Here is a 17,418-nt window from a genome sequence, read left to right as displayed (position 1 = left end):
GTTCGGGGGCCTGGGTGGGCTTGGGTCGGTGAGTGTGTGCGGGTCGATCGTGGCTGGTCGCGCAGTTCCCCGCGCCCCTAAAGGCAGGGGCCGAAAAAGCAGGTGCCCGCCTCTCGTGAGGCGGGCACCTGGTTGAAGCTCGTTCGGCGTGAGCCTCGGTGGAGCTACTTCGTGCAGCCCTCCTCGCCCGAGGTCTGCAGGGTGGCGCAGGCCTTGGCCTCGGTGGCGTTCTTCACGGCGACCATCGGGGTGTAGGCGTCGGTGTCCGTGTCGACCTCGGCGGTCTGGGCGGCTGCCTTGCCCGCCGTGATCCGGACCTCGTCGCCGGGCCCGGCAGCGGTGATGCGGGCCCACGCGGCCCCGCACGTCTCGCTGTAGCGGACCTCGACCTGGGCGGTGCCGACGACGGCCTTCTCGACCGTCGTCGCAAGCGTGCCGCCGCAGCCCATGTTCTCCGGGTCCTTGCCCGCGCAGTCCGCGCCGAAGCACTCGACACCGGCCGGCAGCTCCTTGCTGACGGTCGGCGTCGGCGTCGGCGTGGTGTCGGTCCCCGCCTGGTCGTCGCCCCCGCCGTTCGTGAGGAACACGGCCGCGGCTATCACCACGAGCGCGCCCACGACCCCCGCGAGGAACATCGTGAGCCGCCGCTTCCCGCGCTTCCCGTCGGGAGAACCCCCCGAACCCGGACGCGCGTCCTGAGGCGGCCCCCCGGCCGAACCGGCAGCACCCGCGGGACCGGCCATGCCGGACGGCCCGAAGGAACCCGACGGGCCGAGGCCCGACGACCCGGAGGCACCGGACGCACCGGCCACACCGGCGGAGCCGGACGCGCCGGCACTCGACGCACCCAGACCCCCGGGGTATCCGTACCCCCCGGACGCTCCGGACGCCCCGGACGCCCCCGAAGGCGTGGCAACGGCTCCCCAGCCGCCACCGCGCGAACCCGAGGCCCCGCCCGAGCCGTTGCCGGCACCGGCGCCGTGCGGCGTCCGCCGCTCCTCCCCCTGTACCGGAGTCTGCGGCGGCACCGTGGGCGCCACCCCCGCAGGTCCCGCGATACCCGGCGTGGGCGCTGCTGTCGCGCTACCCCCGGCGCGCGCCTGCTTCCCGTTCCGTCCCCCCTTGGCCGGAGTCGAGCCGAACTCGCCGAGCGCGGCACGCGCCTGGGAGATCCGGATCGCTTCCATGGTCATGTCGTGGCGCATCTCCGAGCGGCTCCAGGCCCTCTCGGCAAGCTCCCACATCGTCGTCAGATGGACGGGATTGGTCCCGGTCACCTCGGCCAAAGCCACGATCGCGCCCTTCGGCGCGAGCAGTCGGCCGTTCAGATACCGCTCCCAGGACGTCTTGCTGTACCCGGTGCGGTCGGCCACGGCGGCGACACTCAGCCCGCCGCGGTCGACCAACCGGCGCAGCTGGCTGGCGAACTCCCTGACCTGCGGATCGAGTTCATCCGGCAAGGCCCTCCAACGAGGCATTGCTACCCCCCTCTTTCCCCCCGTACGTGCTGGCTTTTCCCGCGCGTGAAGCCCTCTGCCGAGTCCTCGTTCTGGCTACCCACAGGGATGCGCACAGTAAGGATCTCAGTTCCCGGGATGGGGGCGCACGGGAGCATTCGGGCCTGTGGGCATGCACCGTTGCACGCCCGTTGGTCTGCGGTCCAGTGTCCCACCGACTTCCCTCTCGGCCGACGGGATCGCCTGGTCAGCGCACGGGACGTCCCGGAGCGTCCCGATTGCCCACGTTATCCCTGGTCTCAGGGGTGATCAGCGTAAATCCTCGAACTTGTCAACACATCGACACGTGGGGAACACATGCGCGACCTCGTACGTCACTCGCGGCCCCACGGGGATCACGCGCACACCATGGGCAGGTCGAATCGTCGACCGCTCGTCACCGTCACCGTGCCGGCGACCGCGGAACCCGCGCCCGGCGTGAGGGCCCGCCCGCGGCGGCCACGTGCGGATCCGCCGACTCTCCGCAGGTCATCGACGGCACCGGGGCCCGTACAACGACTGGGTCACGGCGCCAGACGCAGGGACGAGAACGGCGTGAAACACCCCTTCGCGAAGTACGACATCAACGGCTCCGTCGGCCGGCGGACGCGGTCGGCCACGACGTGGTGGCAGGTGCGCGAGGAACTGGCGGAGGAACCGGAGGCGGAACCGGGGGCATCGACGGCATCGACGGAAAGGAGACTTTCGGCCACCCGGACGACTTCCCCGACGGCTCGTAACGGGGCGGCAAGGTTACGTACAGCGGCTACCGGCGGGACGTCACGTTCGAGCGGCCGAGCGGGAAGTACTACGTCAAGATCGGTACGCAGGGGAATGTCGCGGCGGGTGACCGGCACGGCCGAGGCCGTGTGTCCCGAGCCCTCGGACCGTCACTCCGACGTGTGATCACGCCAGGGTGACGGCACCGATCACCGCGGTCAGCAGCAGGACGAGGACGAGCACCAGGGCGTAGAGCAGCAGTCGGTGCGAGGCGGCCCAGGAGTGCCGGGCGGGGAGGGATTCCGGTTCCGGTGCCTCGGCTAGCAGGTCCCACCACGGGACCGTGGGGACGTCCTCGTACCCGCCCTCGTCCGCCGCCCGGTTCGCGCCGGCGCTCAAGCCCGCGCCCGTGCCCCCGGTCACGCCTGCCGGAGCCACCGCCGGCACCGCCGCGGGAGCCACCGTTCGCGGCCACGCCCGTACCGCCAGCTCCCAGCGCACGCAGAAGCGTTCGGCGTCCGCCCCCGCGACCCGGCACAGGGCGACGACCGCCTGCCGGGGCGGGGGCTGCGTCGCGTTCAGATAGCGGTGCCAGGAGGACTTGCTGTACGCCGTGCGCTCGCCCAGGGCGACCAGACTGAGCCCCGTACGGTCCTTGAGCAGCCGCAGCTGCTCCACGAAATGCCCCACCTCCGGCGGAAGATCCGCAGGCAGTGGCTGCCAGGCGCTCATCCCTCTCCTCGCCCCCTCGCCGTCTCCCTCGCATGTCCCCCGCTATCACCGGGTGACGGCACCGACGGCGGTTTGGTTCCCACGGGACGCGTCGCGGGACGCACGCCACACGCCGGCCCCACGACGGCCGCACAACGGGCCCACGACGGTTTTCGACCCCACACGTCGGCCGCTCGGCGGCGCCCTGACGGGCGGGACGTACCGGAACCGTCACCTCCGTGCCACAGGGGACTGACAGGCATTGAACCGTCGTTGGCACGTCCATGACTCTGGAGTCCAGGCGGCGCCCGTCCTCGCTCGGGGGAGTGGACGGGCGCCGCTCCCGTCCACGAAGAAGCCCGCCTCCTCGGTAAGAGGGGGCGGGCTTTCGTCACGCGGGCGCCGCGTTCGCTAGGTCCTGATCGTGAAGTGCAGCGTGTCGTCCAGGAACGGGATCTCCAGCCACGGGCTGGGCTGCGCCATCATGGCGAGCAGCACGATCGTCACGCCCAGGACGCCGTACGTGACGAGGTCGGTGAACCTGGAGCGGACGGCGAGCATGCCCACGTCGGGCAGCGTCCAGCGCATGACGCCGCCCGCGAGCAGCGCGACACCGATCAGCAGGGTGCCGAACCTGAAGACGTCGAGCGCGGTCAGCAGCAGACCGAGTCCGACGGTGCCGATGACCGCGAGGATCGGCCACTGCCGCGCGGGAGCGGGCGCGTCGCGCGGAGCCGCCCTGCCACCGCCCTCGGGCCGCGCGGTGTCCCGCGTGAACAACGGGAACCGACGCGTGGTCCTCCGGGGCCGCCCATCGGGTCCGGGGGCACTGACCGCGTCCCGAGCGGTGGGTTCACCCTCGTGGGCCGCGTCGACACCGGGTTCGATGTCCTCGGCCGGGGTCCCGCCGGGGGCCGCGTCGGCGGCGTGCGCCGGGGGCGGCTCGGTGCGGTGCGGCTCGGTGCCGGGCGACTCTGCGCCACTCGGCTCGGCGCCGGGCGACTCGGTACCCTGCGGCTTCGCATCCGGCGCCTGTCCGGCCTCCGGCTCGGCATTGGTCGACTTCACATCCGGCGCCCGTCCGGCCTCCGACGCGGTGCCACGCGGCTTCACATCCGGCTTCTGCCCGGCCTCCGGCTCGGCGCTGGTCGGCTTCACGTCCGGCGCCCGTCCGTCCTCCGACCCGGTGCCACGCGGCTTCGCATCGGGCACCTGCCCGGCCTCCGGCTCGGTGCCGGTCGGCTCCTGGTCCGGTACGGATGCCCCGGCGGCGGACGGCCCGTCCGGCTCTGTGTCCTGGCCGGCCGAGGCGCTCTCGCCGCCCTGGCCGGCGGCGTCACTCCGAGCCAGGTTGTCCTCCCGGCGCCGACTGTCGCTCCGGTCCACAGCCTGGCCCCGTGTCACGGCGTCGGCCCGCGCCGGAGACTCGGCCCGTGTCGCAGCCTCAGCCCGCGCCGCAGCCCCGACCCGACCCGCAGCCTCGACCGGCACCGCAGACTCGGCCCGCATCACCGCGTCGGCCCGCGCCGACGCGTCCGCCTTCGCGGAGGTGTCCGCGCCCGCCGACGTGTCGGCCTTCACCGCCGTGTCCGTGTTCGCGGAGGTGTCCGCCTCGGTGTTCCGCCCGGTGGCGGCGCGGTCAGCCGGCACTGCGTTCCGCCGCCTCGACCACGTTGACGAGGAGCTGGGCGCGGGTCATCGGGCCGACCCCGCCGGGGTTCGGGGAGATCCAGGCGGCGACCTCGGCGACGCCGGGGTGGACGTCGCCCACGATCTTGCCCTCGGCGCTGCGGGAGACGCCGACGTCGAGGACGGCCGCCCCGGGCTTCACGTCCTCGGGGCGGATCAGGTGCGCGGAGCCCGCCGCGGCGACGATGATGTCGGCCCGCCGCAGGTGCGAGGCGAGGTCGCGGGTGCCGGTGTGGCACTGCGTCACCGTCGCGTTCTCGGAGCGGCGGGTGAGCAGCAGCGGCATCGGGCGGCCGATCGTCACGCCACGGCCGACGACCACGACCTCGGCGCCCTTGATCTCCACGCCGTACTGGCGCAGGAGGGTCAGAACACCGTTGGGGGTGCAGGGCAGCGGAGCCGGCTCGTTCAGGACGAGGCGGCCGAGGTTCATCGGGTGGAGCCCGTCCGCGTCCTTGTCCGGGTCCATCAGTTCCAGGATGCGGTTCTCGTCGATGCCCTTGGGGAGCGGCAGCTGGACGATGTAACCGGTGCACTCCGGGTCCTCGTTGAGCTCGCGGACGACCGCCTCGATCTCCTCCTGCGTGGCGGTCGCGGGCAGTTCCCGCTGAATGGAGGCGATACCGACCTGGGCGCAGTCGCGGTGCTTGCCCGCGACGTACTTCTGGCTGCCGGGGTCGTCGCCCACCAGGACGGTTCCGAGGCCGGGCGTGATGCCCTTCTCCCTCAGGGCCGCCACGCGGACGGTCAGATCGGACTTGATCGCGGCTGCGGTGGCCTTGCCATCGAGAATCTGGGCGGTCATGTCCCCATCCTCGCGGATGACCGGGCCCTGGTTCCAATCCGGCCCTCCACGGCCACTTCCGGCCTCCCCGGCGGACCTCCCCGACGTGCTCCGTCCGGTCCGCGACCGGTCGCCGTCCGGCCTTCGCCCATGATCGGCGATGTTGCACTTGCACAACACACGCGGTATCCGGCTGGACAAATAAGCGACGCGTTAAGGACGATGAGCGGCACAGTGCCGCGGACAGTACCGGGGGGACGAACCGCATCTGTAGAACTTTCCTCCGAAATGTGCCGCGTCGTCCCCGCACTTACGCAACGACGGAGGAAAGCGCCATGAGTTTTGGCGACCCGAACAACCCATACGGTCCGCCGCAGGGCCAGCAGCCCGGATACCCGTCCCAGCCTCCCCAGGGCCAGCCCGGCTATCCTCCGCAGGGCCAGCCCGGCTACGGCTATCCGCAGGGCGCCCCGCCGCAGCAGCCCGGCTACGGCTACCCGCAGCAGCCCGCGTATCCCGGTTACCCGGGCGGCAACCACATGCCCATGGAGATGCCCGGTCTGATGAAGACCGCGCGCGTCCTGCTGTTCATCCTGGCCGGCCTCCAGATCCTGTTCGGCATCATCGCGGGCATCGCCGTCGGCGCCGTCCAAGACGTGTCGAACGGCGTCGGCAGCGGTGACGACACCGACACCCTCGCCGGCCTCGGCTTCCTCGCCGCCGCGGTCCTGGTGGGCCTGGGCGCCCTGTCCATCTTCCTCGGCGTCAAGTTCAAGAACGGCGGCAGCGGGATCCGCGTCACGACGATCGTGTACGCGTCGCTGATGATCCTCGGCGGACTCCTCAACACCGTGCAGGGCGCGGGCGGTTCCGGCACCTTCGGCGGGCTCATCTCCCTCGCCATCGCCGGCATCATCCTCGCCTCGATGGTGAACGGCGCCGCCTCGGCATGGTTCAACCGCCCGCGGTACTGACCTCGGAGCCCTCGCGGCACCGACCTCGGAGCCCCCGGGCTCCGGCTCCGGAACGGCACGTTCACGCCATTCACGCCAAGGGCCGTGTTTCACCCCGCTGAGGGGGAACACGGCCCTGCCGCGTCCCCATACCCTGATCCGGTAACCGCGTGCGGGACTGGGAACGGGGAGCGGGACGGGGAGAACGGCCTTGTACAGCATCATCGTGGTACCTCCGCCGACCACGGAGGACGAACACAGCGGCACGTACAGCGCAAAACGCACCAGGCCCCAGATCCGGCTCGCGCCCGGTGAGCGGCTGCCCTTCGGCCGTTCCGCGAACGGCAACGGGCTTGCGATCGCACACGAAGGCGTCTCCCGGAAAGCCGGGGAGATCACCGCGCAGGGCGCGTTCTGGGTACTGAGCAACCTCTCGGCCCATCAGACGTACGTGGTGGAGAACCCGGAGGGCGCGGGCGAGCACATCAAGGTCGGACCGGGCAGGCTGGACGCGCCGGTCCCCTTCGAGTTCTCCCGGATCGTGCTCCCGGCGGCGGGCGACCTGCTGCCCATCGAGGTGTGGGCACCCCGCCACGACTATCTGCGCTCACCCGAGGGCCTGGACGGGGCGACGACCACACCCGCGTTCTCCGTCGACCGCACCAAGCGGTACTTCGCGGTCCTGGCCGCCCTCTGCGAGCCCCGGCTGCGCGGCGAGCCGCACGCCCCGCTGCCCACGGTCGACCAGGTCGTGGAGCGGCTGCGCCCCCACTGGCCCGCCGCGTCCCGCACGTCGGTCCAGTGGAACATCGACTACCTCGCCGTAAAGCTGCGCCTCAAGCCGGGCCCCGACACGGCCGACACGGGCCCCCGCCTCAACGGCAAGAAGGAGTCCCTGGTCTCCCTGGCCCTGCGTTTCGATCTCGTACGGGAGGACGATCTGCTCGTCCTGACGGAGCCGGCGAGCCGGGCGGCGCGGTGACCGAGGGGACCGAGGGATACGCGGTCTCGGTGCCCAAGGGATACCGGGTGGGGCCCTGGGAGGTGCGGGACCCGATCGCCACGGGCGCGTTCGGCAGCGTCTACGAGGCCCGGTGCGCCCAGCCGCGCGAGGGCCTGCCGAAGTCCGCCGCGCTGAAGTTCCTGCCCACCGGCACGGGTACGCCCCGTCAGCTGACGCATCTGCGTGAACTCGCCGAGCGCGAGGTCGAGTTGCACCGAAGACTCACGCGCCCGCGGCTCATCCGGATGTTCGAGGCCCTCACCGTCGACGACCCGGACCACCCCGAACTCGACGGCGCCACCGTCCTCGTACTGGAACGGGCCGAGGGCTCCATGGCCACCCTGCTGGACCGCTCCCCGCACCCGCCGCAGGGCCCCGCGCTGCTCGCGCAGACCTGTGAGGGACTGGCACAGCTGCACAGCGCCGGCTGGGTGCACGGCGACCTCAAGCCCGCCAACGTCCTGCTGATGAAGGACGGTTCGGCCCGGCTCGCCGACTTCAACATGGCCGCCGAGCTGGAGGGCACCCACGCCTACACCCCCGCGTTCTCCACCCCCGACTACACCCCGCCCGAACTCCTCTGGTCGGAGATCGGCGAGCGCGGTCGCCAGATCAGGCCCTCGGCCGACGTCTGGGCCTTCGGCGTCCTCGCCCATCTCGTCCTCACCGACACGTTCCCGCTGCCGGGCGGCACCCCCTCGGCCCGCCGGGACGCGGGAGTCCGGTACGCGCGCGGCACCGACGAGCTGCGGCTGTCCCCTCAACTCCCGGACGGCTGGCGGGAGATCGTGCGGGACTGTCTGGCCCGTACGCACACGGAACGGATCTCCACCGAGACGCTGCTGCGGCGGGTGGAGGAGGAGGCCGGCACCAGCCGCTCGCCCCGCCTGCCGAGGCTGCGCGCCCGGCGCGGACGCCGCTCGACGCTGGTCCTGGCCGCCGCGGCGGCCACGGTCGCCGTCTCGGGGCTCGCGTACGGCATCACCACCTGGGCGGGCGACAGCGGAAGCGGCTCGGAGAAGGGCGCGGGAAACGCCCCCGCGACCGAGAAGGTCGTCCAGGCCTCGTACGGCGCCGGTGAACTCCGTACCGACAAGGGCGTACCGGCCGTCTACCGGCCGCTGATCGTCGACTCCGCGCACGACTGTGTGCAGGAGGACGTCACCCCGGCGCTCATGGCCGCCATGCTGAAGGTGGAGAGCGACTTCGACCGTGATCTCTCCGACCCCGCCAACGACGAGTACGGCATCGCCCGTTGGACCCCGCGGGTGCTGCGCTGGTGGATCCGGTCCGACGGCGTCACCGCCAAGACGATCCCCGAGCCACCCTTCTCCCCCGCCGAGTCCATCCCCGCCATGAGCAGATACCTGTGCTGGATCGCGCCCCGCATCGACGCCGGCCGCGACGGCGACCGCCGTGTGCTGATCGCGGCCGCCTACCGGACGTCGTACGAGAAGGTGAACGACGCGGCCGGTGTTCCCCCGAAGTACCGCGACTACGCCGCCCGCGTCGCTCACTACCTCAAGGAGTACACGCCCGCGGAGAAGAAGTGACCCTGAGACTTCCGAGGTACCGCTCGCGGGTGCCCGCCGCCAGAGTGGGTGGTATCGGTCCATGCGAACGCGGCGGTATCCGGCTCCCACGGGGGAGGGCCGGATACCGCCGTCGCCATGCCTGCCTCCCCGTCGCGCCGCCGTGACATGTCCCCGGTAACTCGCCCTACTCTGGCCTCCGTTGAGGCAGGAGGAGGGGGACGACTCCATGTACAGCGTCATCGTGGTGCCACCGCGGAGTGGCGGATCCGCCGACGGATGTGACGGCCAATTCAGGCTCGCGTCGGGTGAGAGGCTCGCCTTCGGCAGAACCGCGCGGGACGGCGGACTGAGCATCGCCCACGAAGGGGTGTCCAGGGTCGCCGGTGAGATCACCGCGCACCGGGCCTTCTGGATCCTGAGCAACCTCAGCGAGGACCAGACCTACGTGGTCGAGAACCCGGAGGGCGCTGGCGAGCACATCAAGGTCGCGCCGGGCCGGCTGGACGCGCCCGTGTCGTTCGAGTTCTCCCGTGTCGTCCTGCCCGCGGCGGGCGAGCTGCTCAGCTTCGACGTGTGGGCGCCGCGCCACAGCTACGGCGCCGCGGCCCGCTCCGGGCTCTCCGGCACCTCCACGGCCCCGGCGTTCACGCTCGACCGCACGAAGCGGTACTTCGCCGTGCTCACCGCGCTGTGCGAGCCCCGGCTGCGCGGCGAACCGCACGCCCCGCTGCCCACCGTCGACCAGCTCGTGGAGCGCCTGAGCCCCGGCTGGCCCGCGGCGAACCGTTCCTCCGTGTACTGGAACATCGACTACCTGGCGGTCAAACTCCGGCTGCGGCCCGGCCCGGACGCGGCAGAGCCCGGCCCACGCCTCTACGGCAAGAAGGAGTCGCTGGTCTCCCTCGCCCTGCGCTTCAACCTGGTACGGGAGGACGATCTGGTCGTCCTCACGCCGTCCCCGAGCGAGGTGGGACAGTGAACGGACGCCCCACCGTCCCTGTTCCGAAGGGCTACCGGGTAGGGCCCTGGGAGGTACGGGAGCTCCTCGCGTCCGGCGCGTTCGGCAGCGTGTACGCGGCGAGGCTCGCGGGGGACGGGGACGGGGGCGTGGCTTCGGGCAGGCCCGCCGAGACCGGGGAGGCCGGGGAGAGGTCCCGCGAGGCCGCGAAGAGGCCAGCTGAGGCCGCCGACGGGCCCGCCGAGGCCAGGGAGAGGCCCACCGGGACCCCGGACAGGCGCCCCGCGGCCGGCGAGAGGCCCGCCGAGGCTGGGTCGCGGCCCGCCGAAGAGGCCGCCGGCGACCACGGCACCGGTCCGCTGCCCCGGCGCGCGGCGCTGAAGTTCCTGCCCACCGGCACCCGTACCCCGCGCCAACTCCACCACCTGCGGGAACTGGCCCACCGTGAGCAGGAGTTGCTGAGCCGTCTGCGCTCGCCGCGGCTGATCCGGATGTACGACGCCCTCACCGTCGACGACCCGGACCATCCCGAACTCGACGGCGCCACCGTCCTCGTACTGGAACGGGCCGAGGGCTCCATGGCCACCCTGCTGGACCACTCCCCGCACCCGCCGCACGGCCCCGCGCTGCTGGCCCAGGTGTGCGAGGGCCTGCACCAGCTGCACCACGCGGGCTGGGTGCACGGCGACCTCAAGCCCGCCAACGTCCTGCTGATGAAGGACGGTTCGGCCCGACTCGCCGACTTCAACATGGCGGCGGAGATGGAGGGCACCCACGCGTACGCGCCCGCCTTCGCCACCCCCGACTACACCGCGCCCGAGCTCCTCTGGTCCGAGGTCAGCGAACGCGGCACGCAGATCCGCCCGACCGCCGACATCTGGTCCTTCGGCGTACTGGCCCACCTCGTCCTGACCGGTACGTTCCCGCTGCCCGGCGGCACCACGGAGGCCCGCTGCGACGCGGCGGTACGGTACGCGCGCGGCACCGAGGAACTGCGCCTGTCCCCCGAACTCCCCACCACCTGGCGGGAGATCATCACCGACTGCCTGGCCCGTACGCACGAGGAGCGTGCCGCACACGACGCCGCCTCGCTGCTGCGCCGGGTGGAGCGGGCCGCGGGCACCTCCCGCTCGGCCCGCCTGCCGAGACTGCGGCCCCGGCGCCGGTGGCGCCCGGCCCTGGTGGGCGCCCTCGCGGCGGCGACGCTGATCGTGGCGACGACGGTGGTGTACGCGACGCGGGAGGACGACCAGGGTCTGACCTACGGCTACCACCGCTGCCCGGCCGACTCCGTCTGCTTCTTCAGCGAGCCCAACGGCTCGGGCGAGATGTGCAGTTGGGACGAGGACGACACGGACTGGCTGTCGGGGCCGGACACCTGCGAGTGGACCGGCGACCAACCGGTGAAGTCCATCTTCAACAACAGCAGCGACGACGAGAACGGCCTCGGCGCGGTCGCGTACTTCAGGGGCCGGGACTTCACCCCGGTCGGCGCGGACGTCACCCGCGAGAACGCCCGCAACCGCACAGGCTGCACCTCCCAACGAAACCAGGGAAACCTGGCGGGCACATACGCCCCGCTGTCCCACAGGTGGATCGCCCGCTGCTGACGACGCTCGGGAGGGCCCACCGCTGCCGCTGCTCCGGCCGATGATGCCCCGGTCCTCGTCCGGAGCCACCCGAATAGTTATAGGTACCCCGTGGGACGGAAGCCCCTCAGGCTGGTCACCGAGCTTGCAGGTGCAAGCGCACGGTCCGTCCATGCGAAACGGGGAGAAACCCATGACGATGTCACCGACCCGAGTGAAGTACGGGGTCGCGATGGCCGCCACGGCGATGAGCGTGACGATGCTCGCCGCCGCACCCGCGTCCGCCGCGAGCAAGACGTGGCAGCGCAACTGCGCCCGTGACAGCACGTACACCGCCAACGTCAGCGACCACGTGGCCACCACCAAGAAGTCCGGCGGCAGTTGCGCGGGGCACGCCTGGGTGCGGATCAAGGTGCAGGGATCGTGGGGCACCTGGGCCGACAGCAACACGACGGCGACGAGGCGAAGCCCCGTCTACGCGATCGAGGCCTCACAGCACAAGGACTGCGACTGCGGCAGTGCCAACCTCCACACCCTCTACCCGTAGGGCTCGACGTGAACACCGAGAGGAAGAAGGACCCGCTGTGCGAACGAGACTGAAGACCGGCGCCCTCCTCGGGGCCGTCGCCATGGGCGTCACGGTGTTCGCCGCCTCCCCGGCGTCGGCCGCCACGGACTCGTGGACGCGTACGTGCAACGGCGTCAAGACCCAGTACGACGCCTACAGCAGCCGCACCCTGGTCTACACCCAGAAGACAGGAAGCTCCTGCGCGGGCCATGCCTGGGTCCGGGTCAAGACGAACGGCACGTGGAAGTCGTGGCTCCACAATCCGTCGAAGGCCACCATCAGCAACTCCACCGGCAATTACCAGGGATCCCAGCACAAGGGCTGCGAGACCTGCACGGTCTACACCCTCTAGAGACCGCCGGGCAGCGGTCCGCCGGTGTCCTGGTTGGACTGCCGGCGGGCCGCCTGACGCGGGCTGCTCAGTGGAAGATCAGTGGAAGAAGTGCCGCGTCCCCGTGAAGTACATCGTGACGCCCGCCTTCTTCGCGGCCTCGACGACCAGTTCGTCGCGGACGGAACCGCCGGGCTGGACGACGGCCTTTACGCCGGCGTCGGTGAGGATCTCCAGGCCGTCGGGGAACGGGAAGAAGGCGTCCGAGGCGGCGAAGGAGCCGCGGGCGCGCTCGGTGCCGGCGCGCTCGACGGCGAGCTTGGCGGAGTCGACGCGGTTGACCTGGCCCATGCCGACGCCGACGGAGGCGCCGTCCTTGGCGAGGAGGATCGCGTTGGACTTCACCGCGCGGCAGGCCCGCCAGGCGAAGGCCAGTTCCGCCAGCTCGCCGGGCGACAGGGCGTCGCCGGTCGCCAGCGTCCAGGAGGCGGGGTTGTCGCCGTCGGCCTGGAGGCGGTCGGCGACCTGAAGGAGCCGGCCGCCGTCGATCTGCTTGACCTCGACGGAGGCGGCCGGGCCCTGGTGGGCGCGGAGCACGCGGATGTTCTTCTTCTTGGTGAGGGCCTCCAGCGCGCCGTCCTCGTACTCGGGCGCGACGATGACCTCGGTGAAGATCTCGGCGACCTGCTCCGCCATCTCCTTCGAGACGGGCCGGTTGACGGCGATCACGCCGCCGAACGCGGAGAGCGGGTCACAGGCGTGCGCCTTGCGGTGCGCCTCGGCGACGTTCGCGCCGATCGCGATGCCGCACGGGTTGGCGTGCTTGATGATCGCGACACAGGGCTCGTCGTGGTCGTACGCGGCACGGCGCGCGGCATCCGTGTCCGTGAAGTTGTTGTACGACATCTCCTTGCCGTGCAGCTGCTCGGCGTCGGCCAGACCGCCCGTGCCGTCGACGTACAGCGCGGCGCCCTGGTGCGGGTTCTCGCCGTAGCGCAGGGTGTTGCGCTTCTCGAAGGTCGAGCCGATGAAGTCGGGGAAGCCCGACTCGTCGGCGGGCGCGTACGAACTCGCGAACCAGGAGGCGACGGCGACGTCGTACGCGGCCGTGTGCTGGAACGCCTCGGCGGCGAGCCGCTTGCGGGCGTGCAGGTCGAAGCCGCCGTCGCGGGCCGCGGACAGCACGTCGGCGTACCGCTCGGGGCTGGTGACGACGGCCACGGACGGGTGGTTCTTGGCGGCGGCGCGGACCATCGAGGGGCCGCCGATGTCGATCTGCTCGACGCACTCGTCGGGCGTGGCGCCCGAGGCGACGGTCTCCCGGAACGGGTAGAGGTTCACGACGACCAGCTGGAACGGCTCCACGCCCAGCTCGCCGAGCTGCTGCCGGTGCGACTCCAGGCGCAGGTCGGCGAGGATGCCCGCGTGCACGCGCGGGTGCAGCGTCTTGACCCGGCCGTCCAGGCACTCCGGGAAGCCGGTGAGCTCCTCGACCTTGGTGACCGGGACTCCGGCGGCGGCGATCCGCCCGGCGGTGGAGCCGGTGGAGACCAGCTCGACACCGGCCGCGTGCAGGCCGCGGGCGAGGTCTTCAAGACCGGTCTTGTCGTAGACGCTGATGAGCGCGCGGCGGATGACCCGCTTCGTGTCCTGCGTACCCTGCGTACCTTCGGCGGTCACGGGATAACTACCTTTCGTCCCTCAATGCGATAGCCGTTGCGGGCGAGCCGCCCCACGACATCGACGAGCAGGCTTCGCTCGACTTCCTTGATGCGCTCGTGCAGAGCGCTCTCGTCGTCCTCGTTCCGGACCTCGACCACGCCCTGAGCGATGATCGGGCCGGTGTCGACGCCGTCGTCGACGAAGTGGACGGTGCACCCGGTGACCCTCGCGCCGTACGCGAGGGCGTCGCGAACGCCGTGCGCCCCCGGGAAACTCGGCAGCAGCGCGGGGTGGGTGTTCACGATCCGGCCGCCGAAGCGGGCCAGGAACTCCTTGCCCACGATCTTCATGAACCCGGCCGAGACGACGAGATCCGGCTCGTACGCGCCGGTGGCCTCGGCCAGTGCCCTGTCCCACTCGTCACGCGTGGCATGGTCCTTCACCCGGCACACGAAGGTGGGAAGCCCGGCGCGCTCGGCGCGCTCCAGGCCGGCGATGTTGTCGCGGTCCGCGCCGACCGCGACGATCTCGGCTCCGTAGGCGGCCGTCCCCTCCGACACGATCGCGTCGAGGAGAGCCTGCAGATTCGTACCTGATCCGGAGACCAGCACGACGAGGCGCTTGGCCTTGGCCACGGCGGGGCCCTTTCTCGGAGTTCTCGGGGGGGTCTCGGGGGTTCTCGGGGAGTTCTCTGGGGAGCTCTTGCGGTTCTTCGGAGGCGGTTCTCGGGGGAGAGCGCGTCCGCGGTCGGCGTTTGTACGGTCGTACGAATGCATCGAGCCCCCGGATACGGGGAAGTCTACGAAGCGGCCGACCGTCAGCAACGATACCGGCACACCGGGCGGCCCCCACGGGACGGGGGCGTGGCCGGAAGGTAGCGTCTGGGGAGGATCCGCCCGGGGAACACGGTGCGCACAGGGGAACGCCTTCTGCGCACGGGACGTTGACCAGGGACGGGTACGAACGCTTGGGCGCGAGCCCCGGACACGTAACCAGCTCTGTGGACACGTTGCCGCCAGAGACCATCAAGGGGAAGACGCACACCTGATGCCGGACCGCAGTCTCCGACTCCCTCCACTCCTGCTGCGCGAGCGGCGCCCCTCTCCCACTCCGCCGCGGGAGAGCGACGACGTGCCCGAGGGCGGGCAGGGCTCAGCGGGCGGCCAGGGTTCCGCAGGTGGGCAGGGCGGCCCGGGCGGCTCCGGTGGCGCGGGCGGCTCCGGTGCGCCCGATTCCGGCCAGCGGCCCGAGCCGCCGCAGCCTCCTGCCGACGACAACCCCTTCGCCCCGCCGCCCGAGGGCACGCCCGACCGGCCCTGGCAGCCGCGGCGGCCCGCGGGCGGACAGGGCGAGGGCCAGGGCGGCCAGGGCGACGGCTCCTCCCCCTGGGGCAGCCAGTGGAGCGACCGCCAGCCGGGGCCCGCACAGGGCGGCCGGTTCGGTGACCGGCCCGGTTCCAACGGCGGGTCCAACGGCGGCCCCGGCGGCGGCCAGAACGGTCCGGAAGGGCCCGGCGGCCCCGGCACCGGCATGCGCTGGGACCCGACGGACCCCGCCCAGCGCCGCGCCCGGTTCGCGCTGCTGTCCGGCATGTGGGCGTTCTTCTTCGCCCTCTTCAGCTGGCCGTACGTGGCGCTCCTGCTCGGCGCGCTGGCCATGTACTGGGCGATCAGCGCCCTGCGCAGCAAGCCGCCGCGCGCGCCGGACCCGAACACCCCGGCGCCGCCCTCCTCGGGCAGCAAACCCCAGACCACGGCGGCCATCAGCGGCCTGGTCACCGCGTCCCTGGCCCTTGCCATGGTCGCGGCCACCTTCACGGCACAGCTCGTGTACAGCGACTACTACACGTGCGTGAACGACTCGCTCACGAACACGGCGAAGAAGTCCTGCGACAAGTTGCTGCCGGAGGAACTGCGGGGGCTGCTGGGGACGCAGGGCTGAGGGCCCGCGCCGTACGGGGTACGGCCGTGGGTTCCGTACGGGTACAGCCGTGGGTTCCGTACGGGGTACGGGGTACGGCCGTGGGTTGACTTGGAGTGCGCTTCAAAATCCATGCTCCTCTCGACGCCCGCCGCTCGGCGGGCCGTAAGGGGAGGACACCCGCATGCGCTACCGCACGATCGGAACGGCCCCCGGGACCCGCCGTGAGGTGAGCGTCCTCAGCCTCGGCGCGATGCTGTTCGGGACGGTCACGGACGAGGCGACCTCGTTCGCGATCCTCGACCGGTTCGTCGAGGCGGGCGGCACGTTCATCGACACGTCCGACAACTACGCGTTCTGGGTCAACGGCACGCAGGGCGGCGAGAGCGAGGCCCTGCTCGGCCGCTGGCGGCGCAGCCGTGGCATCGGCGACGAGATCGTCATCGCCACGAAGCTGGGCGCACGGCCGCTCGCCCCGGGCACGAGCTACACCGACAACCCGGAGGGGCTGTCGGCCAAGGCGATCCGGGAGGCGGTGGAGGGCAGCCGGGAGCGGCTCGGCGTCCCGAAGCTCGACCTGCTGTACGCCCACATCGAGGACACGGCCGTGCCCCTGCGGGAGACCGTCGAGGGCTTCGCCGAACTCGTCGCCGAGGGCATGGTGGGGCTGCTCGGCGCGAGCAACCACTGGACCTGGCGCCTGGAGCGGGCCCGGAGCCTCGCGGCGGCGGCCGGTCTGCCAGGTTACGAGGTCCTCCAGTACCAGCACAGCTATCTGCGCAAGCGCGCCGACCTGCCGGGCCAGCTCTCGCCTGACGGCGACCAGGGCGTGACCGGCGGCGACCTGCTCAGCTATCTGCGCGCCGAACCGTCCCTCACGCTGGTCGCCTACACGCCGCTCCTGTCCGGCCGTTACGTCCGCGAGGACAAGCCGCTCGGCCCGGAGTTCGACCACGCGGGTACTCCGGCCCGGCTGGCGGCACTCCGCTCGGTCGCCGAGGAGACCGGCGCGACGGTCAACCAGGTGGTCCTGTCGTGGCTGATCGACGGCGAGGTCCCGGCGATCCCCCTCGTCGGCTGCTCCTCGGTGGCCCAGCTGAACGAGAACCTCGCGGCGGTCGACCTGGAACTGACGCCGGAACAGCGGGCCCGCCTGGACGCGGCCCGCTGACCCGGACCCGCTGACCCGCGTCAGCCCCTCCGGTCCCCCCGGTCTCCCCGGTCCGGGGAGTCTGCCGGGCCGGACGCCTCCTTGAGAGCGGCCCAGCGCGCCTCCCGCGAGACATCGTCGTGCCAGAGCGAACCGAAGGAGTCGGAAGGGGGCAGAAAGTCGTACGGCTCGAAGTCGGGGTCCGGGGTGGCGGGGCGGCTCTCGACGGAGGTGCCGGGAGTGACGGGGGTGCCGACGGCACCGGCGGTGCCGGGCGGCGCTTCCGGCTGCCGCCGACGCCGGACACGCGAGAACCAGCTGGTTCGCGGGGTGGGCTGAGTGCCCTGGG

At 71.9% G+C, this 17,418-nt stretch carries 15 protein-coding genes and 1 pseudogene; 9 read left to right on the top strand and 7 right to left on the bottom strand.

What is annotated here, in order from left to right:
- Positions 1-164: 164 nt before the first annotated feature.
- The 4 genes from AOK17_RS14175 to AOK17_RS14155 all read right to left on the bottom strand — a co-directional run bounded on the left by AOK17_RS14175 (position 165) and on the right by AOK17_RS14155 (position 5,421).
- A complete protein-coding gene (locus AOK17_RS14175) occupies positions 165-1,478 on the bottom strand; it encodes a helix-turn-helix domain-containing protein (protein WP_079053011.1) in 1,314 nt (437 codons plus the stop codon).
- 924 nt (positions 1,479-2,402) lie between these two features.
- Positions 2,403-2,948: a helix-turn-helix domain-containing protein gene (locus tag AOK17_RS14165; RefSeq protein ID WP_055612793.1), complete on the bottom strand. Its 546-nt coding sequence runs from the start codon at positions 2,946-2,948 to the stop codon at positions 2,403-2,405.
- Positions 2,949-3,338: 390 nt separating this feature from the next.
- The gene (locus AOK17_RS14160; RefSeq protein WP_055612796.1) at positions 3,339-3,815 is read right to left on the bottom strand and encodes a DUF3017 domain-containing protein; all 477 of its coding nucleotides are present in this window, start codon (positions 3,813-3,815) and stop codon (positions 3,339-3,341) included.
- Positions 3,816-4,566: 751 nt separating this feature from the next.
- The gene (locus AOK17_RS14155; RefSeq protein ID WP_055612792.1) at positions 4,567-5,421 is read right to left on the bottom strand and encodes a bifunctional methylenetetrahydrofolate dehydrogenase/methenyltetrahydrofolate cyclohydrolase; all 855 of its coding nucleotides are present in this window, start codon (positions 5,419-5,421) and stop codon (positions 4,567-4,569) included.
- 314 nt (positions 5,422-5,735) lie between these two features.
- Between AOK17_RS14155 and AOK17_RS14150 the strand changes: the two genes are divergently transcribed.
- From AOK17_RS14150 to AOK17_RS14120, 7 genes are all read left to right on the top strand, one after another.
- Positions 5,736-6,374 (top strand): hypothetical protein, encoded by a 639-nt coding sequence (locus AOK17_RS14150; protein WP_055612791.1) that lies wholly within the window; start codon positions 5,736-5,738, stop codon positions 6,372-6,374.
- Positions 6,375-6,564: 190 nt separating this feature from the next.
- Positions 6,565-7,335: a hypothetical protein gene (locus tag AOK17_RS52205; RefSeq protein ID WP_055612790.1), complete on the top strand. Its 771-nt coding sequence runs from the start codon at positions 6,565-6,567 to the stop codon at positions 7,333-7,335.
- Positions 7,332-8,909 (top strand): serine/threonine protein kinase, encoded by a 1,578-nt coding sequence (locus AOK17_RS14140; RefSeq protein WP_055612789.1) that lies wholly within the window; start codon positions 7,332-7,334, stop codon positions 8,907-8,909. Before AOK17_RS52205 ends, AOK17_RS14140 begins: the two co-directional genes overlap by 4 nt.
- 208 nt (positions 8,910-9,117) lie before the next feature.
- A complete protein-coding gene (locus AOK17_RS14135) occupies positions 9,118-9,870 on the top strand; it encodes a hypothetical protein (RefSeq protein WP_055612788.1) in 753 nt (250 codons plus the stop codon).
- Positions 9,867-11,459 carry a protein kinase domain-containing protein gene (locus AOK17_RS48405; protein WP_245697151.1) on the top strand — a complete coding sequence of 531 codons (1,593 nt, stop codon included), beginning with the start codon at positions 9,867-9,869 and terminating at the stop codon, positions 11,457-11,459. Before AOK17_RS14135 ends, AOK17_RS48405 begins: the two co-directional genes overlap by 4 nt.
- 172 nt (positions 11,460-11,631) lie before the next feature.
- A complete protein-coding gene (locus tag AOK17_RS14125; RefSeq protein ID WP_055612787.1) occupies positions 11,632-11,985 on the top strand; it encodes a hypothetical protein in 354 nt (117 codons plus the stop codon).
- A gap of 37 nt (positions 11,986-12,022) precedes the next feature.
- Positions 12,023-12,358 carry a hypothetical protein gene (locus AOK17_RS14120; RefSeq protein ID WP_055612786.1) on the top strand — a complete coding sequence of 112 codons (336 nt, stop codon included), beginning with the start codon at positions 12,023-12,025 and terminating at the stop codon, positions 12,356-12,358.
- Between the two features lie 78 nt (positions 12,359-12,436).
- Here AOK17_RS14120 and purH read toward each other — a convergent pair whose 3' ends face one another.
- Positions 12,437-14,017, bottom strand: a complete 1,581-nt coding sequence (purH, locus tag AOK17_RS14115) for a bifunctional phosphoribosylaminoimidazolecarboxamide formyltransferase/IMP cyclohydrolase (protein ID WP_055612785.1) — start codon at positions 14,015-14,017, stop codon at positions 12,437-12,439.
- The gene (gene purN / locus AOK17_RS14110) at positions 14,014-14,634 is read right to left on the bottom strand and encodes a phosphoribosylglycinamide formyltransferase (protein WP_055612784.1); all 621 of its coding nucleotides are present in this window, start codon (positions 14,632-14,634) and stop codon (positions 14,014-14,016) included. The genes purH and purN overlap by 4 nt, the downstream gene beginning before the upstream one ends.
- A 412-nt stretch (positions 14,635-15,046) precedes the next feature.
- On the opposite strand from purN, the gene AOK17_RS14105 reads away from it, so the two are divergent.
- Together AOK17_RS14105 and AOK17_RS14100 are read left to right on the top strand one after the other, a co-directional pair.
- Positions 15,047-15,940: an MFS transporter gene (locus AOK17_RS14105; protein ID WP_055612783.1), complete on the top strand. Its 894-nt coding sequence runs from the start codon at positions 15,047-15,049 to the stop codon at positions 15,938-15,940.
- 163 nt (positions 15,941-16,103) lie between these two features.
- Positions 16,104-17,090: an aldo/keto reductase gene (locus AOK17_RS14100; protein ID WP_055612782.1), complete on the top strand. Its 987-nt coding sequence runs from the start codon at positions 16,104-16,106 to the stop codon at positions 17,088-17,090.
- Positions 17,091-17,110: 20 nt separating this feature from the next.
- Here AOK17_RS14100 and AOK17_RS14095 read toward each other — a convergent pair.
- Positions 17,111-17,418 (bottom strand): annotated as a pseudogene (locus AOK17_RS14095) (hypothetical protein); the annotation flags it as partial.

The organism is Streptomyces phaeochromogenes (genome assembly GCF_001418655.1).
GTDB classification, from domain to species: Bacteria; Actinomycetota; Actinomycetes; order Streptomycetales; family Streptomycetaceae; genus Streptomyces; species Streptomyces phaeochromogenes.
This window is presented reverse-complemented; position numbering and strand designations above follow the sequence as displayed.